General features: G+C 52.7%; 17 protein-coding genes and 1 pseudogene. 5 read left to right on the plus strand and 13 right to left on the minus strand.

The genetic code is table 11. The features are described from left to right. Positions 1 to 81 precede the first annotated feature (81 nt). Positions 82 to 2,268, plus strand: a complete 2,187-nt coding sequence (locus Hrd1104_RS11805) for a hypothetical protein (RefSeq protein WP_154552943.1) — start codon at positions 82 to 84, stop codon at positions 2,266 to 2,268. Here Hrd1104_RS11805 and Hrd1104_RS11810 read toward each other — a convergent pair. Together Hrd1104_RS11810 and Hrd1104_RS11815 are read right to left on the minus strand one after the other, a co-directional pair. Then, positions 2,253 to 3,314 (minus strand): hypothetical protein, encoded by a 1,062-nt coding sequence (locus Hrd1104_RS11810; protein WP_154552944.1) that lies wholly within the window; start codon positions 3,312 to 3,314, stop codon positions 2,253 to 2,255. The genes Hrd1104_RS11805 and Hrd1104_RS11810 overlap by 16 nt on opposite strands. Continuing rightward, complete coding sequence (locus Hrd1104_RS11815; protein ID WP_154552945.1) at positions 3,295 to 3,792, minus strand: hypothetical protein; 498 nt, start codon at positions 3,790 to 3,792, stop codon at positions 3,295 to 3,297. Before Hrd1104_RS11815 ends, Hrd1104_RS11810 begins: the two co-directional genes overlap by 20 nt. A gap of 168 nt (positions 3,793 to 3,960) precedes the next feature. On the opposite strand from Hrd1104_RS11815, the pseudogene Hrd1104_RS13590 reads away from it, so the two are divergent. Continuing rightward, a pseudogene (locus Hrd1104_RS13590) lies at positions 3,961 to 4,329 on the plus strand (hypothetical protein); the annotation flags it as partial. On the opposite strand, the gene Hrd1104_RS13165 reads toward Hrd1104_RS13590, so the two are convergent. Further along, the gene (locus Hrd1104_RS13165) at positions 4,228 to 4,434 is read right to left on the minus strand and encodes a hypothetical protein (protein WP_195837588.1); all 207 of its coding nucleotides are present in this window, start codon (positions 4,432 to 4,434) and stop codon (positions 4,228 to 4,230) included. The pseudogene Hrd1104_RS13590 and the gene Hrd1104_RS13165 overlap by 102 nt on opposite strands. Positions 4,435 to 5,739: 1,305 nt before the next feature. On the opposite strand from Hrd1104_RS13165, the gene Hrd1104_RS11820 reads away from it, so the two are divergent. Beyond that, a complete protein-coding gene (locus tag Hrd1104_RS11820) occupies positions 5,740 to 9,963 on the plus strand; it encodes a hypothetical protein (protein ID WP_195837589.1) in 4,224 nt (1,407 codons plus the stop codon). A 2,829-nt stretch (positions 9,964 to 12,792) separates the two neighbouring features. On the opposite strand, the gene Hrd1104_RS11825 is transcribed toward Hrd1104_RS11820, so the two are convergent. After that, complete coding sequence (locus Hrd1104_RS11825) at positions 12,793 to 14,169, minus strand: hypothetical protein (RefSeq protein ID WP_154552947.1); 1,377 nt, start codon at positions 14,167 to 14,169, stop codon at positions 12,793 to 12,795. Positions 14,170 to 14,470: 301 nt separating this feature from the next. On the opposite strand from Hrd1104_RS11825, the gene Hrd1104_RS11830 reads away from it, so the two are divergent. Further along, the gene (locus tag Hrd1104_RS11830) at positions 14,471 to 15,526 is read left to right on the plus strand and encodes a hypothetical protein (RefSeq protein WP_154552948.1); all 1,056 of its coding nucleotides are present in this window, start codon (positions 14,471 to 14,473) and stop codon (positions 15,524 to 15,526) included. A 20-nt stretch (positions 15,527 to 15,546) separates the two neighbouring features. Here the strand turns inward: Hrd1104_RS11830 and Hrd1104_RS11835 are convergent, their stop codons facing one another. The 7 genes from Hrd1104_RS11835 to Hrd1104_RS11865 all read right to left on the minus strand — a co-directional run bounded on the left by Hrd1104_RS11835 (position 15,547) and on the right by Hrd1104_RS11865 (position 23,345). Continuing rightward, positions 15,547 to 16,269, minus strand: a complete 723-nt coding sequence (locus Hrd1104_RS11835) for a hypothetical protein (RefSeq protein WP_154552949.1) — start codon at positions 16,267 to 16,269, stop codon at positions 15,547 to 15,549. Positions 16,270 to 16,315: 46 nt separating this feature from the next. Next, positions 16,316 to 18,142 carry an ADP-ribosylglycohydrolase family protein gene (locus Hrd1104_RS11840; RefSeq protein WP_154552950.1) on the minus strand — a complete coding sequence of 609 codons (1,827 nt, stop codon included), beginning with the start codon at positions 18,140 to 18,142 and terminating at the stop codon, positions 16,316 to 16,318. A gap of 95 nt (positions 18,143 to 18,237) precedes the next feature. Next, positions 18,238 to 18,633, minus strand: a complete 396-nt coding sequence (locus tag Hrd1104_RS11845) for a hypothetical protein (protein WP_154552951.1) — start codon at positions 18,631 to 18,633, stop codon at positions 18,238 to 18,240. Positions 18,634 to 18,696: 63 nt separating this feature from the next. Continuing rightward, positions 18,697 to 19,359, minus strand: a complete 663-nt coding sequence (locus tag Hrd1104_RS11850) for a metallophosphoesterase (protein WP_154552952.1) — start codon at positions 19,357 to 19,359, stop codon at positions 18,697 to 18,699. Positions 19,360 to 19,520: 161 nt separating this feature from the next. Next, complete coding sequence (locus Hrd1104_RS11855) at positions 19,521 to 21,584, minus strand: RecQ family ATP-dependent DNA helicase (protein WP_154552953.1); 2,064 nt, start codon at positions 21,582 to 21,584, stop codon at positions 19,521 to 19,523. A 610-nt stretch (positions 21,585 to 22,194) separates the two neighbouring features. Beyond that, positions 22,195 to 22,581 (minus strand): hypothetical protein, encoded by a 387-nt coding sequence (locus Hrd1104_RS13395; RefSeq protein ID WP_229770484.1) that lies wholly within the window; start codon positions 22,579 to 22,581, stop codon positions 22,195 to 22,197. Beyond that, on the minus strand, positions 22,578 to 23,345 hold the full coding sequence (locus Hrd1104_RS11865; RefSeq protein WP_154552954.1) for a ParA family protein: 768 nt from the start codon (positions 23,343 to 23,345) through the stop codon (positions 22,578 to 22,580). The genes Hrd1104_RS13395 and Hrd1104_RS11865 overlap by 4 nt, the downstream gene beginning before the upstream one ends. A 194-nt stretch (positions 23,346 to 23,539) precedes the next feature. Here Hrd1104_RS11865 and Hrd1104_RS11870 point away from each other — a divergent pair, with 194 nt between their 5' ends. Further along, on the plus strand, positions 23,540 to 24,358 hold the full coding sequence (locus Hrd1104_RS11870; protein WP_154552955.1) for a hypothetical protein: 819 nt from the start codon (positions 23,540 to 23,542) through the stop codon (positions 24,356 to 24,358). Between the two features lie 260 nt (positions 24,359 to 24,618). Here Hrd1104_RS11870 and Hrd1104_RS11875 read toward each other — a convergent pair whose 3' ends face one another. Together Hrd1104_RS11875 and Hrd1104_RS11880 are read right to left on the minus strand one after the other, a co-directional pair. Continuing rightward, positions 24,619 to 25,311: a hypothetical protein gene (locus Hrd1104_RS11875; RefSeq protein WP_154552956.1), complete on the minus strand. Its 693-nt coding sequence runs from the start codon at positions 25,309 to 25,311 to the stop codon at positions 24,619 to 24,621. A 111-nt stretch (positions 25,312 to 25,422) separates the two neighbouring features. After that, the gene (locus Hrd1104_RS11880) at positions 25,423 to 25,635 is read right to left on the minus strand and encodes a hypothetical protein (protein WP_154552957.1); all 213 of its coding nucleotides are present in this window, start codon (positions 25,633 to 25,635) and stop codon (positions 25,423 to 25,425) included. Between the last annotated feature and the right edge of the window lie 20 nt (positions 25,636 to 25,655).

Raw genomic sequence — 25,655 nt, forward strand, 5'->3', positions numbered from 1 at the left:
CAATCTAACGCCCTCCAAATTACCGAACACCAAATTGATTGAAAAACATTTACCATTTTCAAAGCTGTGTCTAGCTATCAGATGGCGTACTCTCTCAACGCGTTTGAGTTAGAAATTCCGGATATCGATGCAGACCTGTACAAACTAGACCCCCAACCATCGGATGATCCTTACCGAGTTCTCGGTCGGTTAGAGAGAAGCTTTGAGCAGCAACTTGACGGGAAAGCGCAAAAGTGGAAACAAGCGGAGGACGGAGATTGGTATATTGCCGTCATAGATGCGAGCGAGCGGAAAACCATCGAATCTCCCAGTAGTGGTACGAGTGCTACTCCTACATCGACTCACACGTTGGATCCATCGTCTTTCTGGGACCGAATGGTCCTCCAACGAGCAATCTCGGATTCTGTCCAATGGTACATGACGAATTACCAGGACTTCTGGTATCACGAGGACGCAGACGCACTATTCTATCCCTCCCCTCGCGGTAAAGTCGATGAGTATGATGTGTACACGGGATTTTCGCACAGAGTCGAATTCCAGGACAGTCCACAGTTAGTGGTGAGATCGGTTACCAAGTTCATTAGTAGTGAGTCGCTCGCAGACCGAATCAACCGCCAAGGGATTGAGGAAGCCACAAAGAAGTATGGTGGCGAGAACTTCAGGCTTGATCGTCCTGAACCCACTAAATGTACGCTTCACGGCATCTCGACGGAGAAGAAGGTCTCGGACAAAACCATCGACTTTGGAGATGAGATGCTCTCCGTACTTGAATTTGCACAGCGGGAATACGGGAGCGAATGGGCAGACAAGATAGACCCTGACGAACCATTAGTCCAAATCCGATTCGGGAACAGTGATCCGTACGATACCTCCCCTTCGCTGTTGAACGCATCTCCTGAAGAACTGAACCACCGCTTAACCAGTGAGGCCGCACTGTCCGCAAAAGAACGGCAAAAAGCCATTCAGAATTTCATCGGTCGAATTCACTACATTCAGGTCGAAGACGAGAAAGTGTCCGTCAGCGATGACGGAGTGAGACCAACCGAGCAGGGTGACTTCGATTACCCGGACTTAGCGTTCGGGAACGATGAGGTCCTCTCGACTGGCGCGCCAAACGCTGTGGATCCGAGCCAAGAGGTCCACCCTGGAAACTGGCGCTGGATTACCCGTGACTACCTTGAGGAGTACGGGTTCTGGGAGTCACAGAGGAAGCTATCCGAAATCGTACTCGTATATCCTGGGGGAGAAGAGACGCGGGCTGAAAACCTCTATCAAGATGTCCGGGAGAAACTCTCAGAGATCGGTGGAGTCCAAATCCGGTCCGACCCTCACCGTGTTTGCTATACTGATCAAGTGGAGTTCGACGAATGGGTGGCTGAGTTCGGCGACTCTATCGACGGCGTTCTCGGTCTTATTGAGGGCGACGGCGACGAATATTACGAAATCATCGATGCATTCGGAGGTGCACCAACCCAGTACGTGAACACATCGACCTACTCTGAACATCGGGGGGCATCTGACGACGTCATCTTCAACACGGCTTGTGGACTCGCCGTTAAGTTGGGTGCGTACCCGTTTGGTCTCGCAAACGACCTCAATTCAGATGTGTATCTCGGGCTCAGCGTCGCTGGAGATCGATCCACAACGGCAACCGCCGTTGCTATCGACGGACGGGACGGCAGGATTCTCTACCAGACCGAAGAGCCACTCGGTCAGGGTAGCAGCACTGTGTCAGAGGGATACCCTGCCAAGCGAATTATCCAACGGAGTCTGAAGACAGCCAGCTCAGCATTTGACCGCCCAATTGAGTCATTCGACATTCATCGGAACGGTGATTTTGGGGACGCGGAGCTAGAAACGCTATCATCAGAACTTCCTGCGCTTCAGGACCAGAAATACGTGCACACCGATGTTTCGTGGTCAGCGGTTGAAGTCATCGAAAACCACCCATATCGGTTGTTCTCAGAACGAGGGGACCGTGCTCCGGACACGGGTGCATACGCTAAATTAGACGACGAACACGTGTTGGTCACCACGTTCGGTGAGCCGCAGATTCACCAAGGAACACCCAAACCAGTTCTGTGTAAGAGACGAGCTGCATCTCAGGACCAGGACATCACAGCCATCGGTGAAGATGTCTTCAAGTTGTCTCTCCTGAACTGGGGCTCGCCGATGATGAAAATGAAGCCGCCGGTGACGACCAAGATTCCGAAGGAGCTCAACGAAATTTTCGACAAGTGTAGTCGCGTTCGCTATCCGCCGTTCTGAGCCCACTTCCGGTTGACTTTCACTCGATATTTGATTTCTGAGTCGATTTCGTCGAGAGATTCATCGGAGTTGACTTTCCCCGTTATCCTCGGGAGTTCGTTGTCTACCTCCCGCTGAGCAGCGTCGCTGACCAAAGTCAACAGATCCTCCGCGACGTAACTATCATAGTCCTCCGGTTTGTTCTGCGTTTGGTTATTCAGGTGGCCATCTATCGAGGCCAACACCGGTTGAACCATTTCCAAGGCTGATTCTGGGAAGACATCCCTCGTCAATTGGCTTATGAATCTGAGGCGGAGGGCGTTCGGAGGGTGTTCGGTGAATAGGTTATACGGACGCTGGTTATGCAGGTAATCCGAGATTGCGTACACGTAGGCAGGGCCGAACGTGAGGACACCACAGGCGTCACAGAGGAACTCTGTGTACCATTCGTCCCAGTACTCGGCGAAATCTCCTCTCTCCCCTCCCCAGTCAGCGTCGATCTCCCACATCCGGTCGTGATACGCGCGATCCTTCCCGACTTGGTCGAAGAGGGCGTGACCCAACTCGTGTGCTAGCAGAGGTTGGTACTGTCTCGGGTTCGCGTGGCGAGGTGCTAAGAGACTGTATATTTCGCCACTCCTTTCTTGCAGAGGGAATATTGCGTATGACTCCCAGATCGTCGGAAGTACGGTGATAGAGATGTTCAGCGGACTGCTGACCTCCGAACACACTTCGCTAATATCGTCGATCATCTCTGTGTCCTCTGCGCGCTGACGAGCGTGGAGTTCGATGTACCCCGTTATTTCGTGGAGGTTATCCAGACGAACATCAAGGTCATCGAGCGCGGAGACGTATCGATCATAGAAGTCTGGCACTGAATCTTCTGATGCCTGTGCCAGCGCCTCTTGACGTGTCTTCGCTCTTTCGAGCGTATTCTCGACCGGTTCAAGGAACGTCTCGTTCTCTTCGTCAGAAAGGCCAGAATCCAGTTCAAGGAGGTCACTACGCAGTTGGGTTAACTGGCTCTCAAGCCTCGTCAAGCGTCGATTAGCGAGCTCCTCCAGCAAGATTCCCTCTCATATGATCCACATTCCGTTTAGAAGTTTCCGACGTGAACTCCTCGACTCGCTGAAGAAGTTGCTTGGCCTTGTTCAGCCCTGACTCGCATCGTAGACTCTCGGAAGACTTCGCCAACGCAGTAGTGGCGGTTTCTAGGTCCCGGCTGAACTGTTTGGCCGTCTGCTTGCGCCCCGTGGTTCGAAGATGGTCCGCTAACGCGAGGTAATAACTCGAAACCTCATTCGGGTTCTGTAGAGCGTCACGGACCCCCTGCAAGATCTTGCAGCCATCTTCCAGGTTTTCCCTCACCTCCTGTGACGTGTACACTCCGAAGTCGTCGCTCTCGTTTTTGAGTATAGCGATGGCTAGCAAAGCGTCGTCGGCAGTTTCGTTGAGGCTTTGATTGGCCTCGTATTTACGCTTTGCTCGCCAGAGCGACATCCTGAGGTAGAACGTAGTAGGTCTGATACAATAAATTTTCGCCATATCGACCTCCTTACGAGCCGCGTAAGGGGCGTACGGAGCTAGCAATTCCAACGTTCAATTTGGAGTCGATAGCTCTGCTGAATCGTAACCCCGATTATGAAATCCTCCTGACGGCGTCGATTTTCCTGCGAACTTTGATAAGAATTCGCTATGTTGCCTTTTCTATTAATGTCGGTATTGTCCGAGCAGGAATTGCGGACCAGATGGCAAGATCGATGGGACAGTTTTCTATCCCACGTTCGAGAAGCAGATACAGCAGAAGCTGCTCAGAATGCACTCCGGGACAAGGTAATCATCGGTAATGCTGAACGGAAAATTGCTGGCGGGCACGAAGGGCGAGAAATCCTTGAGCTACTTCAGAATGCTCGGGATGCAATCTGGCAAGGGGATGCAGAGCAGGGCCGTGTCTACGTTGGCGTCTACGACGAAGGGGTGTTAGTGGCTAATACGGGCAGCCGATTCGATCTCTTTGACCCACAAGTCGAAGACGCCGTCACGATGATCGGCGAGACCGGGAAGGGAGACGACGATCAATCCATCGGTCACAAAGGTGTCGGCCTGAAATCCATCCTCGCAACGGGTGACGCTTTTGAGATCTTCACTCGGCCGGACCAGTCTTCCGACGACATCCTTGCTGTTCAATTGAGTCGAGCATATCTCGTCGCTGCTATCCGTAATCGGCTAGGCCAGGATAGCAACATCTCGGATCTTACCGGCGATCTCGATGATGCGACTCTACAAGAGGTGCTGACAAACAGCAGTCCAGACGAGACGATTCCGCTCACAGACGGGGTTCAGGATTCAATCTCCAAACTCCCGCTGTTCAATTTCCCGGTTCCGTTAGCTATGAACGGATCGGAGGCAGATTCCGACCCAGTTCGCTCTCGTGTTCGTGAGCTACTAACTGGCTCCTCCAGCACTTCGATTGAGAATCAGTTCCGTACTGCAGTGTTCATCCGGTACGAAGATTCTGAGTGGCGCTCACAACTATCCGATATCGGCACTTCGACTCCCGAAGAGGAGGATACTGGATCGATTGAGGATCGGCCGCAGCGGATTTGGGAGTATCTCTCTGCGACAGCAAGCGAAGATGGGCTCCAACCCGAAACGCTCGTTCAACTCGGCGGTATTGAGGAACTCACGCTTGAGCGTGCCACTGATGGCGGCAGCGATACCGTGCGCAAAGAACGGTGGGAGATCCAACGCGATTCAAGCCCGAATGTCGAGACCCCGGATCTCGCACACAGCGAAGTTGATGTCCATATACAGTCACCGGACGATACCGAAACCACCCATCGCTTCGATCAATTCCAATTCACGAACGCCCGTCAACACCATACTACATTACTCGTGAACAAGGCTGCGGACGGTGGCTCAGTCCCAACTGCTTCGTACCCTCTCTATCTATTCTATCCGATCGAAGGAACGAGCGCAGTCGAGCTTCCGTTTTGTCTTCACGGTCGCTTCCGAGTCGAAACGAACCGTAAGGACCTCAGTTCGAACAACTTGGCGGCGAACTGGAGCGTCCTTCAGGAGGGACTAGATCTCATCGAGTTAGTTGGTGAGGAAGTTGCTATTGCTGCAACCGACCAGGATGCGCCCAGTTATAGCTCGCATCTTCCGTGGTGTCTTTTACCGTCTATTCCAGATGTCGACGAAATATCGGAACCAACGTCGAACGACGAACTGTTCGACTGGTTCCGCCTCGAACTGTTCGAGCGACTTGGGGCGACTGAATGCATCCCAACCGTGGATGGGCCACGCCAACCAGAAAATACGCTGCTCCACTGGGATAGTTCTGTCCTCGAAGGCCAGCTCGCATACCGAACGCTCGTCGACCACCTAGAGCGCTCTATAGCGACCGCTCCAGAGTCGTCACCGCTACTCACTCAGAAAGCACTGAATGCTGTCCTCGAAATCCCGTCAATGTGGCGCGAGCGTATTCAAATGCTTCTCGCGATCGAGGACGGGCAGACTGCCTCGAAGGCACTACTCGAGGCGTGGGTTGAACAACTCGCAACCGGGCTTGCGATGCAAGATGACGATCCGCCGGCCCAGATCGTTCCCGCGGCTGCTGCCAGAACCCTCCTTCGAGGCACAGTAACTCTGCTGGCAGCTGCAACGGAAGGCGATGAATCTCTTGATGAGACCCTCACCGACCTTGGCGACAGATTCGACAGCATCTATCTCTTACCGTGTCGAATTCGCGAGGTCGACCCTGATGAAGAACTTGCGCTCGTCACAATCGAACGACGTCAAACTCCGACAGGTGGGCAGCGTACACAGCGTCGCGTTCGATCGGTGATCTGGGATATCGAATCGACCACTCGTGATATCGAGCGCCCGCCGACGCCACCGCGAACCTCTAATATGACCGTCTATTTCCTCGATGACGTTATTCAGGAGGACGCCACCGTTCATCACGTTCTGAGTACGGCGGGCAGGGTCTGGGGGCTCCGCGCGTACGAAGGCATTCCGAGCTTTGTCCGCTCGCTCCTCGACACGTTCGCTGATGGGCGACACGAAACAGTCGAACCAATCGACTTCGCGTTTCTAACTGCGCTTGTTGATCGCATCGGAGCCGAATCGGACGACCTGCAGATGGGAGAAGGCGATTTCTTCCCGCTCTCATACCTCGAAACCGCGATCACACAACAGGAAGGCGATCAGCGAGCGAATCTCCGTCGACGGGTACAGCTTCGTACCTGTGATCTCCAACTACATCGAACGCAGCCGGAACCGATTGCAGAAACCGTTCTCTCGGATGAGTGGCAGTCAGTTCGCGAGCGAGCACTCAGATCCGATGAAGAAGAGCAGGCAGATAATGACGGCGAGGTGACCGCGGATTGGACTGACGTCCCTGCAGATCAGTATCCCGCCCCGACGTGGCCGATCCCGGACACAGAGACATGGGCGACCTTTCGTGAACAGATCAAACGGGACGTTTCGGACGCTGATTTCGTCCGCGCTTTGTCTCTCCTTGGTACGGGTTCGTTGCCGGGCGTCAGCGTTCTCTGGATGTACGGTGACGACCACCCTTCGATGCGTCGGGACCACCATTGGAACCCGACGGAGTGGGGTGGTGACGATTTCACCGATTCTGTGCCTGATATCGTCCAAAGATTACAGACGACTCTTTCGGGGAACACAGACTATGCATCACTTCTCACCGGTGTAGAGCATCATCCGCAGGTTAGTGCCGATCATTCCCCGAAATGTAACGTCAAGACAGATGGTGAACTCTCTCAAGTAAACCTGGCCTCGTGGGTCTGGATAGATGACCCTGAACGTCTTTCTCAGCGCGCCCATGCGGTTCGAGAGGTTCTCCGCCGACACGGTGATGCACTCGTCTCGACGCTCTTGCAGACCGGCTGGTCGTGTAACAACGGCCACAAGCGACGGTCGTGGGCCTCGTCAGTCCCGAGTCTGTTGAACTGGCAGCTTCGCAGCCTCGAGATCTGGGGTCCTGTTGTTGATGTCGAAGATGAGCTCGCCGAACAGTGGGCTGAGTATACCTCGCAGCTTCGCTTTGCCGTACGGAAGGAAAGTAGCCGTGGCGCACAGGCTGCTCGGATGTTTCCGCACGTTGACGAGGATAGCGGGTTCTCCGAGGAGCTACTCGATACGCTTGACGTTCAACCTGTGAACGACCTCGGGCCAACCGGTGCGACGAGACGGCTACAGCAGTTGCAATCTGTTCTGGTCGATGGACCACTACCAGATGATGATCCAGCGCGTCTCTGGATTCCAGGTGAACGCATCAACGACTGGAATCAAGCGTATACTCAACTCTTACAACCGTTGGTTCGAGAGTTCCCAGACGATTCAGCGGATCAACGCGACGAACTGGACTGGGGTGCCTTGACGCACCTTCCGCTGCGTGACGGCGACCAGTGGCTGACGGCACCTATCGAGTGGATTCAGGACAATACAGATCAGATCCGCTACTATCAGGATCAGTCTCCCAAACCGTGGGAGCTGCAGACCGCCGAAGAAAACGACTACTATATTCTTCCTCGACCGAGAAGCGGGCCGTTCGTTCGGCTGGCGACAGCACTCGGAGTTGACCAACTACAGGCATCGAAGCTCGTACTCGATCTGGAGAATGATGACTTAGCCGTCGTAACTGATCAGCACACCGGCCGCGTCGCCGAGTTCCAACAGGCCTTGACGGAACGGCAGGATCTTCTCGTTGCTTCGACGGAACGATCCGATGAGGAAGAAATCGTAGATACTGCAGAAAATCTCGCAACTGCTGCAACAAATATCGCTGTCGTAGAAGCGTTCCCCGACGATGTGCTTCGACAACTGTCAGATCCCGCATCTGCACTCTATAGGACTGACGACGGCAATGAGGCCCTCCTCCTGAATGCCGCCGAAGCCGGTGATTCACTCTCGTTGCAAGGGCTTTCAATGGGGATCGCCCTGCTCGTCGAACGACCGACGAAAGTTGCTACCTTCCGGGAGGCACTGCGCAGCGACGTCGAGGTCGATGAACTCGAATCACGCTGGAAGAAGCGGACGTTCCCAATCGAGGCGGTCAAACAGGTGCTCGGATCGAACGCGCTTCAGTCGTTTGAACGCGATGTCGGAGCAGTCAACGATCTGCTTGACCGGCTCGATTGCTCGTCAGTTGATGCTGATCCGCTTCTCGATGCGCTTGAGGATGCAGACTCCGATACGATCGGCTTCATCCGGGAGTGGTACGCAACGGGCGAACAACCGAATCTTGACGCCGATGTTGACCACGATCTCACAGACCTTGCTCCGACGATCCGAGAATGGATCGATGGTGTCCACGCAACACTTCCGGACAAGCTGCAGTTCATCGCTGCGGGCCTCTTCTCCGAGACGGCTACCTATTGGGTTCGCGAACTGGAAGCACAGGACGTTGATGAAGCAACCGTAGCTGTTGTCATCAATTGGCTCGATGCTCACCGCGGGGCACTCGACCGACCACCGTTCGATAGCGATGCCAGACAAGCGTACGTGCGCCTTCGAACCGTCGCCGAACTCTGGGAACAGACCGATCCCGCAGAACTCACTGAACTCAACACTTGGAGCGAACGACTCCGCGAACTCCACTCATCTGCGTCTCCCGAATGGTCGGATTCAATCCCCGAATCGTATGCGACAACGCTCGGTTGCCCGCCGTTCGTTGCGCACGTCAGCATCAACGACCGAATTCAGACTCTCCTTGAAACCTTCTGTGAGGACATCGACAGTAAACTGCCGGAGGTCGACTTCGACTGGGAAAGTCTCGTTATCACCTACGTTGAGGAGGAGACGATTCCGGAACCGGAAACTGATCGAGGGGCTAAGGACCATCAAGAGCGAGCGTTTGCAGATCTCGCGACAGCGATCGATACTGATGGCGAAATCGCGGGCGGGAGTTCTGATGGCTCCATAGTTCCTGAAGGCGTCGAGGTAGCTGGTACTGATAGTTCTCTCTCTGTCTCGACTGGTGGCGGCAGCGGCGGTGGGAGTACACAGTATCGCGGGCGTGGCCAGCAAGCAGAAGCGTACGTTATGGCTGGTGTCCTCGATCGAATCGCCACGTGGCTTGACGAGCATCCTGCTGGAGACATTCGCCAGTTCCGCTCCCGGTTCAAACGGTTACATTCTAATCAGCAGGAGCGGTCATACAAATGGCACGTCGAGAACGTGTGGTCGTCCGATCTCCTCCCACTCTTGGGAGACTTAGAAGCGTTGAATCACAGTACGATAAGCAACTGGCGAGCAGAAGTAGATGAAGATTCGTTCGCCGGGTTCCCGCTCGTTCGTCTCGTCAATGTCACAATGGAACGGGGACCAGGATTCGACGTCATCGATCCCCTTGGACCGCTTTCTGATGACGAAGGGACCGATGATTTTGGCCTCCAGTTCGTTCCCGTGGAGGTCAAAGCCGTGAACGGAACCACCCCGCCATTTAATTTCCGGCTCACAACAAACGAGTACCGTCAAGCCAAGGCATTCGTTCGGGACGGGGATATTCCGTACGTTATTCGTCTTGTCTCGGTTCCTGATGCTGGAACCCCAGATTGGCCGTCACAAACAGAAATCGCGGCAGAAAAAGTTCTGAGCACCGAAGCAGAGCTTGAAGCAGTCGTGGAGTCCCAACGGTTCGAGGAAGTAGTCAAAGGCGGATACATGAATATGCGGATAGAGTAGTCCGTTAGCGTTCTGCTCGTTAAATTACGATAATATTATGTGCCATCTATATACTACTAGATATTCTACTAAATTTATAGATGGGTACTATTCTGGCATATCTCTCCGTGAGATAACAGCCCTCTGAGTTTATCTCCTATCTCCTCCATCCAATCTGGGTTATTCACGAGGATCTTCAATAAATTCGTACAGACCGCCTTGGTTCACTTGTCTTAGCCATCCCGCATTTCTGAGATTGCGTAGAGCGTACTCAACTTGGCCTTTATCAAGAGACGTGTTTTGACGTACATACAGCGGGTTCGCACGTCCCCAGGGATTATTTGAATCGCGGCCCCTTTTAAATAACTCAAGGACTATCTCTTCTCGTTCGTTTGGGTCGTATTGCTCGTTGACCATCTCTTGTTTGTGTCTCGTTGGTCCTGAGATATAATACTCAATCATATTTTTGCGACCAGATCAAGGAGGTTGCTTAGCATTTTGCTTAGCAAAAGTTAAATACCCTCGTCACTATAGATGAGCCTGAGGAGTGCGGGACATGGTCAAGATATGGCCGGGCGTGTTGGAGCACGCCAGACCGCGCTTCGCCGCCTAGACGAAGCATGACTAACTCACAGACTAAATCCAAAGAAGCTGTCGGACAGCCCCCTGACAAGCAGAGTGGTTCGTTGCTCATTCCTCTGCAAGTGTGCAGTATTGACAATACATTCAATCTGTCCATAGATTGCCTTCTAGACCCTTCTCAGCTAGCTGACTTGGCTGGGGGATCCATCTAATGACGCGGTTTCATAATCCGGTTCTTGCTCGTTGCACCAGCATTCTTGAGCCAATTGACTGCGTTGAGTCTGCAGTCGTTCAAACGAACCGGCGGGATCTCGACGGCCAGTGTGCTGAAATACGTATTAACCCGGAGTCGGGCCGCGCAACTATTCCACCGGAGGTGACTGCTATCATCGCCCGTCTTGGGTTGGCAGTGAGAGAAGTCGCTCCACGACCGCAGAATTACCTCCGGTGTACAGTTGTCCCCTGTGATGCTCCTCGAAAGTCAACGCCGACGCCAGAGGAAGCAGCGAGTAACCACCCAGATGGTACGCCAGAACACATTACGCATCCAGAGCTCTTGTGTACGCCGGCGACGACCGTCACCCCGACATCCGGTGAAACAACTGGATCACTCGAGGTAGCCCGTGATTCAACGGGCCGACCGACGATCAACTGCCACATCAAAACCAGCGAAGTTACTACAACCGCCGACTTGCGACCCGCAGAATCGTGGAAGGTAGCTAACGCTCTCACAACGGCAGCACTCCGCGTCACGACATCCAACACTCGCCCTATCGGCAACCACCTCGACTGTTCTACAGACACCAACGCAGAACCGTCAGAGACCCCGAACTCCGACCAGAACCCTACGAACCGGAATTCCACTGGAGATGATCACAATGCGTGACGACGAACTGGACCCTGACCGAGACACAACGCCTGGGCGTGGTCAAGGCCACGGTGAATGGCTCGAAATACGTCTCCAGCAAGCACTTGAAGAATGGGGGTACGGCACCGCCCGTCGAAAATCAATCATCGTGATGACGGCCGATGTCATCGCCCGCCGTAAGGGATCCAACGATGATCCGGCCGATTTCATCATCGCTGAGTGTAAAGACTGGCAGGACCGGCCAATTGACGACTCAGTCATCATTCGACTGTGTCTCCTCGCGTTCATGGGTCGTGCGATGCCTGTGCTTTGTCACACGTCACGGCTGACTGACCGCGCATGGGAACTCGCACAGGCCTACGATGTCCGCTTGCTCACACTCGAAGACCTTGAGAAGGACCAGCTCCCCGCCTTGACCAAGCGACGCCCCCCACGTAATGCGGACGTCCACCGGTCGTCGACTAGCCCGAGAGCGCTTCGGACGACCCCGCCCACGATTCTTCAGCGACTCCAAGATGACCCTCCGGACGTCGACATTGAAGCCCCGGTTTACGACAGGACTGTAACTGCACCATGTTATGTGCCTGATCGGACAGACCATGGCCGATACGAAGATACAAACCTCGACCGGTACCGTCGACGAGAGCGCTTGAAACGGGATACCCAGCCTGACGACGAATAGGTCCATCCCCCAATACAGTTTCTCGACAGGGCCCGTGTTCGATCTACTTTCACTCTGGTTTACCGAGATATATGTGGATTCGTGCATTTAGTAAATTCAAAGGGTAGCGTGCCCTCCGTCACACAGACATTCCAATCCCCGTTCCCCATCAAAATGAGTTCGCAGAATCCATGTCTTGGCAACTGCCCACATTGTGGGTTTGAGCTTCGGTCCCAGCATACGCTCATCGAGTATGAAAACGGTATTTGGGCTGAATGCCCCGAGTGCCGAGATGTCGCCGATCCCCAGTAATTCCCTATGTTACAGGCACTAACTCGTCTCTCTCCATTTTCAGCGAATTCCGAGGAGTTGCTTGAGTGTCGGCACTGCGGAGCCAGTTTAGATGAAAATTATGAGTCATGTCCCGACTGTAACTGTCGTGATATTGCCCGTTACGAGCTATAGATATATTTCCTGCTAAGGTCAGAAGGCGGATTCTCGACTGGTTCTATTGAGCTAACTATTATTGTTAAAATTCTATTAGCTCCCCCACTCCAGAAGCTGGAGCACCCGGTAAGTAGGTTTGCATATTTGCCACTATCATCTAATTAGAGCATGTACTCAAACTGGAGAGTGCTACCAGTACTTACGTCGCGGATACGTCCGTCTCGCATCTAATCCTTGATTATCACAGAGATTGAACTGGGTGGTAATGTATCACACAGTGATAATTGCTATCTTATGAATCGTGCCTCTCTTGTTTTCGCTCTGTAAGGAACTCAATAGCCTGCTCTATTTTCCATTCAGGGACGTCATGCTGTTCACCGATATTCTTTATATTTCGCATTCCTTTATCGTAGAACTCTGCTTCAGAATTGGATTTGATTTTCGCTGTTGCGTGTGTGAGGCTTGCTTCCGCCTCAACGAAATCGAAGGGATTGAATTCGTACCCCTGATTCGTGCTTCCTCTAGCGATTTCCTTTGCTCGTTCAAACGCCGCTTTCTCTCGCCCATTAGCCCCGTCGCGCCGCCAATTGTGGCCGACAGCGATTTCTCGTTTGAATTCCAGTCCCTGATGAAGATGCGATGGAAGATGGTCCGGTGCCAGTTTCTTTGCACCAGCGTATAGAAGCGGTCTGAATTTTGCTTTGCCGTGATATCCGTCCGCTGTGTGTTTCAGATAATTGAACCCATCAAAGCGGAAATCGTCGGATTCTGCTTCCTGCGTTATCGCGACCACAGTACCCCAAGCTGGCCCGCGATCGTTGTCTGCCGTACGAGCCTTCTGTTTCAACTCGTCATATGCCTCTGTGCGTGGGACGGGACGGCTGTGGACGAACGGTCGCGCTGCCTCAATATCTTCTGAGAGGACGAGATGAGCTATCCAACAAGCTGGTACCACTGTCTCCCACTCTGGGTCAAACGTCACCGGGTCAAATCCGATTACAACAAGTTCGTTCCGCTCGTCTCCGAACTCTTCCCTATACCAAGTCCGACCGAGTTTCTCGCCAATGACTTCGGGTAGTGAAACATCCTTCAGTTGCTCTTTCTCATTCCAGTAGCTAATTCGCTCTTTGAGCGTTTCGAAGGACGAGATACTTTGGGGGCCGTCGTCGCAGATTCGTTTTGCAAAGTAGCCGATCCCGGAGCGAAACTGCGCATACGTGAGATCGCCCGATCTTTCGGCAAATGCATTGAGGATATCGGCATAGGCCTTGAAGCAGAGTGTATCCCTGCAATTGTTCCGAAAATCCCACGCCCACCTTGAGCCGTAGTGCTGTTGTACCGTCTTCAAAGCTTCCTCAGTGTTGCCGTTCAAACCTCGCTCGACAGCGAAGTATGCCGGGCCAGAAAGGATCGGGAGGAAAGCCTCAGCATCGTCATTGACAAGACGAATGCTATCTTGTGTTTTTTCGCCGGTTGTGAGCGTTACCTGTAGTGTTCCCGTCTCCCAGTTCTGTGCTTGGACTTCAAGAAACGATGGAACGTCATACTCATCTGGCTCGATTGGCTGTGAGAACCGGATACTCCCGTGAATCTTGCAAGGCCCGTCAATGAATCTCGGGATAAATTCGTATCTCCCTGCTAGGTCTAATTCCCCCGTAATCGGTTCCATATTAGATTTGTTTGACAAGGATGCCGCATATCTCTTGCGTGGAGACTTCGTTTTGCCCGACCGCATTCTGTTCTGTACCGATCAGAATGATGGATATATCATCTGCAATTAGCAATAGAGAGCTAGGGTCTGTTGGCGATTGAGGAGTTCAACAGAGCCAGCTAACCTTACCAAGTAATCCCAACGAGAATATTAGATACTTGGTAAGGTATATAAAAACACTCCAAACGAATATCACCTCAATCGGCTATAAACCCTATACTCGCACAAAATGTTTGTATAGTGGGTGTGAATCATCATTATGGCCGATCTCAAAATTCCCGATAATGCACTAACTGCGTCAGATGTGAACTCTGAGGCTCTTACGAACGCACATCTCGCAATCCTCTGGGCAATCACACTCTGGTATAATGGCGTCGGGATTCAACATGAATCCCAAGTTCTTCACCTTAGTCACACCAAACCGCCATCACTGCAGACGTTGCTTGGCTGTTCTGACGCCGAGTGGAAGAACGTGTACAAACCCGCATTTGAGGACCTCAAGATGGAGGACGGCGTTGCCGAAAAGACAATCCTTCGGCGAAAAGTCCCGTGGGCACCTACAGGGGAACTATTAGATCTCACTGCTGATCTCTTCTCTGACCCTCTCGAATCGATTGTTGTCCCACATTCGGCGTTCAACCCCAGTAAGGGGCATATCGGTGATCCGCTCGAATCGTTACCTCACCGAACTGGAGTTGAACAAGCACTATCGTGGCTTGATGATGCGGGGTATCAATGGAAGCTTTATCCAGGAAAAGCTGGCCACAAACGGCCTGATGTCGGGGTTTGGCCGTTACATAGCGATGCTACAGACGGAATGTTGGGCTCGCATATTGAGATGATTTCAGCCCATCATAACAAACAGATGTATATCAAGAAGTACGCGATGTTCACGAAGTTCGCCCGCGATTCGCTTTGGATCTTCGAAAATAGAAAAGCAGCTGCCGACACTATCAACCATCTCTCAGAAACCAACTTGTCTGGATATATGCAAGACGAGTGTCCCTCATGCCGAATAGACAACACACCGCTTCGAAATACTGAGAACTACTCGATACAGACGCTAAACAGGTATCTCGAGCAGAGTAGAGAAAAGCCTGAACTTACGTGCACCGGCCTAGATTATCTCCAGACGATTACTGGAATTCACCAGAAACGCGATATCGATTATATCCGGCGACCAGTTACCATTTGGAATTCGAGCACCGACGAAATCGAACTTGTTGGACCGCTAGGCCAGACAGCTAGCATAACGATAGACGAACTAAACGCCGGGGCTCAACTGCGTATGGGGATGTTGCAAAGTCACGTGTAGTAAGAGCAAACTGTCCTAAGTTAGAGTGCTGAATCGATTTCTTCGTTGTAATTGTAGAGGATTCGGTCCAGAGCCCACGAGTTAACACCAAGGTCTTGAGCGACTTCCTGTAAAAATGCTTCATGCTCGTCGTACGTGCGACTCTCAAGCGGATACTCTGCTTTCTCTAAGAGGCCTTCAATCCGGGTGTCGATAGCAATGAAGTCCCGAAATTCTTCAAGATATAGATCCATTGGAATATTACGAGCATACTTCTGACCAATCCAGGAAAACTGCTTGAGGAACTCCAACTTCTCTTCTATCCCGTCTGCTTCAATGAACGCCTCTTTCGCACGCTTTGGATCTCCATATTCGTTTTCGATCAGCTCAAAGTTCGATTCTAAGGCCTCTGCTTTCGTTGGGTGCATTGCCACGTTCCCGTACAGCCGAGCCTCCAAGTACTGGTTGCGGTGGTCCTCGTCAATCTGCGCTAACGTGTCGAACGCAACGCTCCCATACAGATGCTCATCAATCTCTCCGTCATCATCAACGACAATTTGAGATCCATACGACCCTCGAAGTGTAGAGAGACTCAACACGATCTCAAACCAGATAACATCGTCTCGCTCCCACCATCGCTGACCCTGATCTCGTAATTCTTGCAGTGTCTCCTCGACTGGGTGTTCGGCTCTGACTGCAGCAACGGCGTCAGTGAGCGTTTTTCTCGCCACTTCGACGCGCTCCTGATCCGATGGATCTGGCATATCCAGCTTATCTCTAATCAATACATTTCAACACAGGGGTCAGTACCTACTCCCGGAGTTGATTCCACGTCTCAAAATCAACCTCTGGGTGCCGAACAGCGACTCGATGTAGCGATTCACCGAGTAACGCACTCTCCCGGACCGCAGTCCGTGCTTCTTCTTTGAGCGTTTCAACCTCCGTGACGCTCGTCTTTCCGTCGCCAGCCGGTTCTGATGCTGACTCCACGTGAACAACGTAATCTAGGAGAGCCCCCGTCTCACTCTCCAACTCACCAAGTTGCTCAGCGGCGTCAAGAAGCTCCCTTGGTCGCTCCATAATGACTTCCTCAATGTTCTCGGCGGCGAACTCCTGCGTCACCTGTTCAGGGACAGCATAGCCGCCACCAACCCTCGTCGAGAGAAGAAGATCCCCGAGCTCTCCATAAGTGTTCGATAGAACACGAGTCGCCCCAGCAATCGGGTCGACACGCTCTATCCCAACAGTCTCGATCTCCATCTCGGTAATCGGATGCCGTATTGCCGTGAACGCCCGATAGGACCGAATGAACGCACGTGCCGCTTCGCGCGCATCGCCCAGAATACGGTCCTGGTCCCACGCAGGCAGTTCGTCAAACGAGCCAACAAACGGGTACTGGGGTACCTGAACAACATCAGGGCCACGCGGAGAATCGTCTGTGTCAAGCGAAAGGTGGGGACTATACGCTGAGGCGCGGCCGCTGTAGACAGCGTACGCGCGTCGTTCCCAGTCTAGCATAGCCGCCGACTGCGGCGTTACATCCCGATACCGCGTGTTGAGTGTTCGATGTGGTGCCGGGTGCGGACGATGCCCAATCGTCGCCTCCTGAAACTCACTGGCAGAAATGTAGGTTGGCCCCTCAACAGTCCGCTCTTTGAGTATGAGGCTTCCATCATCCAAGGTCACGCCGTCCTTTTGCGGGATATTCTGTCGGATCGCAAGGAGACGTTCAGCACGCTGTTTGAGGGAATCTGCCTCATTGAGTTCATTACGCCATCTGTCAGGGATGTTGGTGTGGCCGAATCTGGCTCCGGCGACTGCCCCGGCGATGGCACCAATCGTATCCGTGTCACCACCTCGATTCACGGCTCGTGTCACTGCTGCCTCGACGGAATCCGCTGTCAACCCATAATAGAGAGCAGTTTGGAGTGAGTCGACGACATACCCGGACGTCGATAGCTGCTGTTCGAACTCGGTCGGGTCGGTTGCTCGCTGGGCTTCAACGACACGTTCTAATTCAGTCCGCAACTCATCGGGTGCTGCATATCCACCATTGAGCGCTGACTGGAGCGGGTTTTCAACATCCTGAATGAGGTTTGCGAGCGTTCGATTGAGGAACACACAGCCCCACTGGCAGCGTGGGTCGGCGTGCGTGATCGCTGAGGAGAGCCGGCTAACGTACGTTAGTTCGTCGTGGAACTGTCTAAAGGAGATAGCGTGGGGTGCACACCGCATGACACTCCCGTTGCCCGCGTTGGACCCTTCCGGGCGGTCCTCCCACACCTCAACGCCGGCGGTGTGCCAGGGAGTATTATTTCGCAATCGTGCGAGAGAATCACGAGTCATCAGGCCAATATCGAACGGCTCGGTGTCAAGCCAGGCAACGAATTTGTCGCCGATGTCTGCCGGATCGAAGCCCTGCTGTTCGATGAGGCTGTCCGCAATTCGGAGTGCCATCTCGGTATCATCGGTCACGGTCCCCGGTGGTTGCCCATGAGTCCCGTGACCGAGCATTTCTGTGACCTCGCCATGCTCTGCCTCAATTGCGGCTTCCGTGTTGAACTCAACCGGGCGACCCAGTGCATCGCCACACGCTAATCCGAGTAGGCAGCCCTGGGCCCGACTCAACTCTGTCATATCCGAACGACACGCTCGCGGAATCTTAAAGCATGGTAACAAGTCAGTTCTCGACAGGCAGACCCAGTTTCAGTCTGGGCTGAGTCGGCAGGTAATCAGTCAGAACTGGAGAGTAGCTGTATGCCTGCCTGATGTTTCTCGTTGAATTCGATGAGGCTCTCGCAGTCAAACTCGTCGACCTGGGTTACATGCCCGCCGAGGCGGTATCGCCGCCAGCATTTCTTTCCATCAATGAATACGGGGTTCTCGCCAGAATCAGATGGCACACTCACCTCTTCTGGATTGTCGCTTTTCGTTTTCTGTTTCTCACGATACGCTGCTCCCACAGCTGGCTCCTCCCCCCACGTATTGACTGCTCGCAGGTCACACTCCCAACACACCAGATTCGGATACGACTTCGTCAGTTCCCCCGCGATACTCTCAAGCATTTCCCCGCAAATCGCACACTCCTCCTGCCGCTCCCCCACAGGATACTCGATATCCGTGATCATAGACCCTCTATTCTAGTGGGCTACAAATAGTCGTTTCCCGCACCTAAGAACTCCTCCGGTCACTCATTGCCCCTCAAACAGTCGTTCGCCCGTTTCAGTCGGCAATCCCGTGACGACAACCTCGTGATGTACACGATCCACATCATAATGGGTTCGCCGAAGGTCAACCTCGCCAGTCTCTATGTTCAAGACTGCGTACGCCGCCGTAGGACTGCCGTCCCGGGGCTGGCCCACACTCCCCGGATTCACCACGAGTCTCCCATCAACTCGTGAGACATCCTGAACGTGAGTGTGGCCGAGAAAGACCCCAGCATACCCGTCAATCGTCCCTGAGAGGGACTCTACATCCTCTGGGAACACGTATCCATCCTGTTTCGTTGGGTGGTCATGGACTACGAGGTACGACCCATCCACGTGTGCTGTACGAGGGAGAGTCTGGAGCCACTGACGCTGCTCGGCAGACAGTTGTGATTGTGCGTACTCAAGACCTGCCCGCGCCATCTTGTTCCCAGTCATCCGCAGCGGCCTCTCAATCAAGCGGTCATGATTCCCCTGCACAACGACATCCGCGCGATCACGAACCAACTCTACACAGGCTGCCGGCATTGGATTGTAGCCCACGATATCCCCGAGACAAACGAGCTGATCTATGTCGGGAAGGTCAGCGAGTACCGCCTCCAAGGCAGGCTGGTTGGCATGGATATCCGCAAGTAGACCAATTCGCATTACTGAATAGTATCACTCATCACCGCTTGAATTTGTAGGTCGTAAGGAGTCCACCTTTCGCCTGACAAGGACGCTGTGTGGGACTTGCGCGATGGATCTCGCATGGCAGCATTTGGTTCTGGCCGAATTCTGCCAGTAACCCTGTATCCGATGTGGAATGTTTATCGGTTGGTTCGCTTAGCGAGGGCAAATGGATAGACCGTGTCGCTACCCGCATCGCGGAGCGTTATCCCCGCCTCAGTGAGCGTCCAGCGCGAGTTCACCGTATCATCGACAAGCAGCACGGGTCCCTCACGTAGCGAGTCGGTTGCCTCGAAGACGCCCTCGACGTTCCATCGTTTCTGGAATGAATTCGCAAACTCATGCTGGGGCTTGGTGGATTCAACTTTCTCGAGAGCGGGCTCATACGGAAGCCCCAAACCATCCGCTATTCGTCGAGCAACGTCAGTGACCGCGTCACTCCCCGATTCTGGTGGGATGGCCGTAACCCAGGCTAACTCGGGCGATAGCCCCCATACGTCCTCGATATGATTGACCGCTGCAGTGACGAGTTCGTCACTATACCGGCTCCCAGATTGGTCCTGTTCACGCATCAGTTTGCCGAGCCCTGGGTCACCGTACTGGCAGAGTGCACGCCCGTCAGCTGGTTTCCGAGACTCCTCAATCTTGGTCTTACCGCCGTCCCGCTGGGGCATGAAGTACCGCGGCGAGATCTCCTCCCAGGATTCCTTCCGATAATGCTTGACGGCCGCCTGAACGAGTTCATCATCCTCGGCGGCAGTCGGGAAGAAGTCTCCCGTACAGTTGGCACAGCGACCGCACGCGGACTCTAAGGAGCCGTCAAGTACATCGTCGATGAACTTCGTCAAGCAGGCATCCGTCTCCACGAAATCTTGGATCTCTGCCAGCTCCCGATAGCGCTGCTCGGTAATCGACTCAATACGCTCATGGTCATACCGCCAGTCCTTGGTCGTCCGCTCGAACCCATCATCCACCCGGATCACCGCATTCTCTACGCGAAGAATATTCAAGCACTTTGTCGTCGCTTTCCACGACACATCCGCCCGCTGCAGAATCTCGTATTTATACAGCGGCCGCTCACTCTCCTCGAGGACCTCTAAGACAGTCTCAAACTCACCTGGCGTGGGAAACGCCTGCTCGATAAAGTATTCCGCAACCTCATCGTCCTCCTCACCAGAGAGCATAACCGCGAACGCCTCGTCAAGACCCCGCCCGGCACGTCCGATCTCCTGGTAGTAGCGAATGAGATTCGGTGGTCGCTGGAAGTGGATAACCCAGCCGAGATCAGGTTTGTTGTACCCCATTCCCAACGCGTTCGTCGCGACAAGTGCATCGACGTCGTTAGTCATGAGGCGATCCTCGAGTTCACGCCGTCGTTCCCCATCCATTCCACCGTGATACGGTTCGACGTCTATCCCCTGCCGATTCAACCACTCCGCAACGATTTCAACCTCATCGGTCGTCAAACAGTAGATAATTCCAGAAGAGGGGACTTCCTGGATGTTCTCCGCGAGCCAGGCAAGCCGTTCAGCCCGCGATTCGATCTCGATGGTCTGAATCCGTAACGACTCGCGAACCAAATCACCACGGATCACATCCAGGTCAGGAACCTGTTTGGTGACATCCTCGACCACACGGTCGTTGGCTGTCGCAGTTGTTGCCGCCACTGGAATGTGGTCGGGGAGCTCTTGGAGGATGCGTTTGATGCGTCGATAGTCGGGCCGGAAGTCGTGGCCCCAGTCGGAGATGCAGTGTGCTTCGTCGACGACCAGGAGGCCGAACTCCTCTTCCATCTCGACTAACACCTCTTCCTGGAATTCCTGATTCGCAAGCCGCTCCGGCGAAATCAATAGGATATCACAGCTCCCATCGATGACGCTCTGTTTTGCTTCCTCCCACTCTTCCGTATTGTTGGAGTTGATTGTCCAGGCTTCGAGGCCAAGCTGTTGTTCAGCGTCTTGAATCTGATTATGCATCAACGCCAGCAACGGACTGATAATCAGCGTCGGCCCTTCTCCCTGCTCTCGCAGTAGTTTCGTCGCGATGAAATAGACTGTACTCTTCCCCCAGCCCGTCCGCTGGACAAGCAATAACCGGTCCTTCTCGTTCACCAAGCCGTCAATCGCTTCCCACTGTTGTCGACGGAACTCCGCATCAGACCCGATGCTCTGCTCAAGAAGTCGCTGCGCCTGCTCTTTCGACACGAGATTGGACGCCGACGTCACACCCGCGTCCACTCCACCAGGCGTTATGATACTTTGCTTGGGACAATCCTACCACGACCTCGCTTTCAGGCACCTCCTTAGACTGACCTCCTATCCTGATTCCAACCTCCTAACACCACCCTCATCTGGCCAGTGAGTTCATCGACTATCGATAGCTTGCAAATGATGGATGACTACCCCGAAACAGAGCCACCCCATCCGCTCCCTTGACTAACGCCTATCACTGCAACCCCAATATACTATCAAAGTTATATCATACGCTCCGCTGGTACTATCCCGACTACGTTCAGACGCCTCAACTAATTCTATTATATTACTTACTCTGGATTTTACGCAGTAGCCTATCCTGCCGAAATCCGATTTCTCAACTCCTCCACGTGGGAGATTACCCGAATATATGTCCGTACCTATTTTACTCACAATCGGCCGATTTTTCGCAGTTACTGAGGTGGTTTACACAGGTCTATAAACCAGATTACGGACTTTTCGAGCTCAGAATACGCAGTTTCAATCAGATTTCTGGTATAAGTGGGGCATAGTAGCCAGGCTCAGGACATGTAGCTTTCATATAATAACGCGAAAAACTGTTTTAGAGGTCTAAGATTTCTTCGAGGTCTTTATCGTTTAGTCCGGCTTGAATAATTGCTGGATAGTAGTCTCGATTCTTCTCTAGTGCTTCGCCATGCTGGCGCTTGTGTTTTGCATTTAGCTCGTCGAAGCGGACATCTAGCTCACGCCAGACCTCATCTGGTAAGTACATCAAGACGCTCTGCCGATCCTTGATTGATTCCTCAGATTCGGTTGCCTTTACGTCCTCATCACTATCTTCATCTTCAGCAGGCTCCTCTACTTCCTCCCCATTACTCTTAGACGTATTAGCGGTCTGTTCGCTCTTATCTTTACCAGTTGACTCAACCGAAACCCCTGACGAGAACCGCTCTTTGAACCGGTCGGAGCGTTCATCTCGATCTGTCATGCAACCCCCTCCAGATGCACTGCAATATCCTCAAACACCGTTTCCATGTCTGAGGACTCGTCGTGGTCAAATATTGAAACCCCACTACTCCAAGCTCGTTTCAACGCGACTCGCTTGCGAACTTCCCAGATCGGCAATTGTCCGCCGAACGTCCCCTCGAACCATTCCATCATATCTTCTGCTTCTCCATCGTTCTCAACCCGGTTTGCCACCAGTCCAAGTTCGGTGATCTCTGTGTCGTATCCCTGCTCAAGGGACTCGACTTGATCGTATAGAATCTCCAGTGCACGGATAGACGTACCCTCTGCTAATGCTGGAATTAGTACGTTGCGGCACGCCAAGAGGGCGTTGTCCGTTAGATGGCCTAAAGAAGGCGGGCAATCTACAAGAATGAACTCATAGTCCTCTTCGATCTCTTCGAGAACTAATCGAAGCCGTTGGCGCGCACGCATTGCGCCTGTGAGTTCTGACTCCAACATGAACATATCGACGTTCGAGGAGATGAGATCGAACTCATTGTGGGAATAGATAAGCTCGTCTGCAGAGTGTGGTGCATTCAGATCCTGGAGTCTACTTGCAAGGTGAGGCTCGGTTTCATCGTAAATTTCCGTGAGACCGAGACCTTCAGTCGCGTGTCCCTGTGGATCCAAGTCGACGAGCAATACCTTTCGACCTTGAGCGGCGAGTGCGCCAGCGACGTTGATCGTGACGGTTGTCTTCCCGACCCCGCCCTTTTGATTTGTCACTGCAATCTTTACTGCCATTACTATCTTAGAGGGCATAGGCATCTAAGATAGTTTAACTTTTTGGCTGGGCGATGGTTTATTTCCGTGGAATCTGGCCAGAGGAAAGTTCTGTACTCTGCCCCGCTGGACAAGTCTCACTGTGGACTAATCACTTCTAGAAATGCGCATCAATTAGCAAAAGTTTCACACTTTCTCAAATAATATCTCTGGCTATGGCCGACATAAAGGACTTAACCAACTTTTGCGAAGAGTTGGACGAGTTACAAGGCAAAGAGGCGGTTATGGCCGATCTCAGTCGGTGGATCTCTGGCGAGAAGGTCGATATTCTCTGGAGACAGAATACAGATCGATATCCCTCATTCACTCCAGTTGCCCGTCCTGCGCCAGATATGCTTATTGACGGTATAAATGAAGTCTATGCAGTCTGTGTGGTTCACGGTGACGGTAGTAGTGAGGAAATACGTGAAGCCATCCGTAAGGCTGTCAACATCTGGGAGCGAATGACTGCGGATCCTCCAGACTATGATATCGCCCTCTCTGCAGAGACGCCCTCCGCTGTCCTTGTTGCAACTGAACAGAGCCCGAACGGACACCTGTTTAGCGGAACAAAAATCGAGAAAATCTTGTGGAGTTCTCAGAGGATAGGCAACAGGCGGTCGATCTCGGAATTCTCCCTCAGCGCGAGTTCGCTGCAACTCAAGAAGCTATTCGTTCTGCGTGGGGATTCGCTAAAGACCGCAGAGAGTCAGACGATATTGGCGTTGGGGCTTTGCTCTCCTCTCGGCTTGACAACATGGAGGATAAGCAGGGTGAAGACCCTGATCCTGCCGCCTTCTATTACTTACCAGGACAATCACAGCCCCATCGATGGGAGTCCGTTCCGTGGGTTCTCTGGAGCTAATCGCTTTCTAAGCGTGAGGGTAGTTGTCAGCGACAACGATGGGCACCTATCTGGAGTTCATGCTACAGAACCTATCGTTTACGGGGTAGTCGTAGATAATGTATGCGACTTATTCTATGCCCCCAATTGAGAAGCATATCTCTCAAACAGTGTTGTTTGAACTGTTGAGCTTCGCTATGTTGGCTTACTCCTGCCAATTTGTAAAATGGAGGCCGGCCCCAACGCTGTTCGTGTTAGAGATTATAATCTACAATCATCCTCGCGAGATTTAATCTCTGACGTTCTATCCGATTCCCTCAGTAGAAGTAAGATGAAACGCGTTCTTCGGGGTATCTGCTAACACTCTCTCTGAGTTCTTCTCCAACAACGCTGTAAGAGAACTTTTGAGCATCAGCGATTGACCTCCACGAGAACTTTGTAGGTCTCTTCATTATCCGGGGTCACACGCTCGTGGTATTCGAAATCACCACCTGTGAGATGGATACGATTACCCTCGTCAATCGACTGTTCACTCCCGGAAAGTTCCGCAACAGCCTTCATCGCCCGGTAGATCTGGGCCCAGGCAAGCTCGTCATCAAGAATCTTGTTGAGTTCCGTTCTAATCTTACTGGGTGCGTTCTTTTTTACTGATGACCGGCGGGTTGAGAGGGCCCAGCCCTTCGTAGCCCTCTCCGCGATATCATCCCAGTTCTCGTAAATCACCACCGCGCGTCGATCAGTTGCACCCAATAGGTCCTTCCGTTGGTCTTCAGGAATGCTTGCGTATCGCTCGAGAGTTGAATCGCTGTCCCCTACTGAAGACCCATCTACGTTCTTCAGAACTCCCGATAATTTATCCATCCGTTGTTCAGCATGAGTGCTTGCTATTAGCCAGGATTTAGATGTAGATCCAACCTCTCTATCAGACACAGCTTCCAAACAGCGGCGTAACGCTGCTGCTTCAGGGCTATCTCTTCGGAGAGCTTTCTCTTCGAGATCTGTAATCCGTTCTTCGTATTCCTCGATTCGCTCAGTTAGAACTTCGATTGAATCTACTAACTCATCTCGGTCTAAGGACTCTGGTTCTATCTCCGAGAGGTTCATTCAATCCACTCACCTAATTTCCTAACTTTCGAGCAATGGGCGTACCATGCTTGACCCACCTGGCTAATTAGCATCTCACTTGTTTCGGTCTCTTGACAGAATATCCTATAACTACAGAACATCCGTTTCTTGCAGCTGATCGAGTTCCTTCTTTATTTGATCAATCCCTGTTTCGCCCTGTCCATATTTAACTAGAGCAGCTAAACACAACCCTCGAATAAACTGGTCATTACTGTGTTTTATAATAAATGCAAGCTGGTCTGAATTCTCGCTGACGTACTCCTCTGGATCAATACCTTCGTTGCTCACCGCAGTCCTGCTCATTGTTCTTATAGCCATATGAA

Source organism: Halorhabdus sp. CBA1104 (genome assembly GCF_009690625.1).
Lineage (GTDB): Archaea > Halobacteriota > Halobacteria > Halobacteriales > Haloarculaceae > Halorhabdus.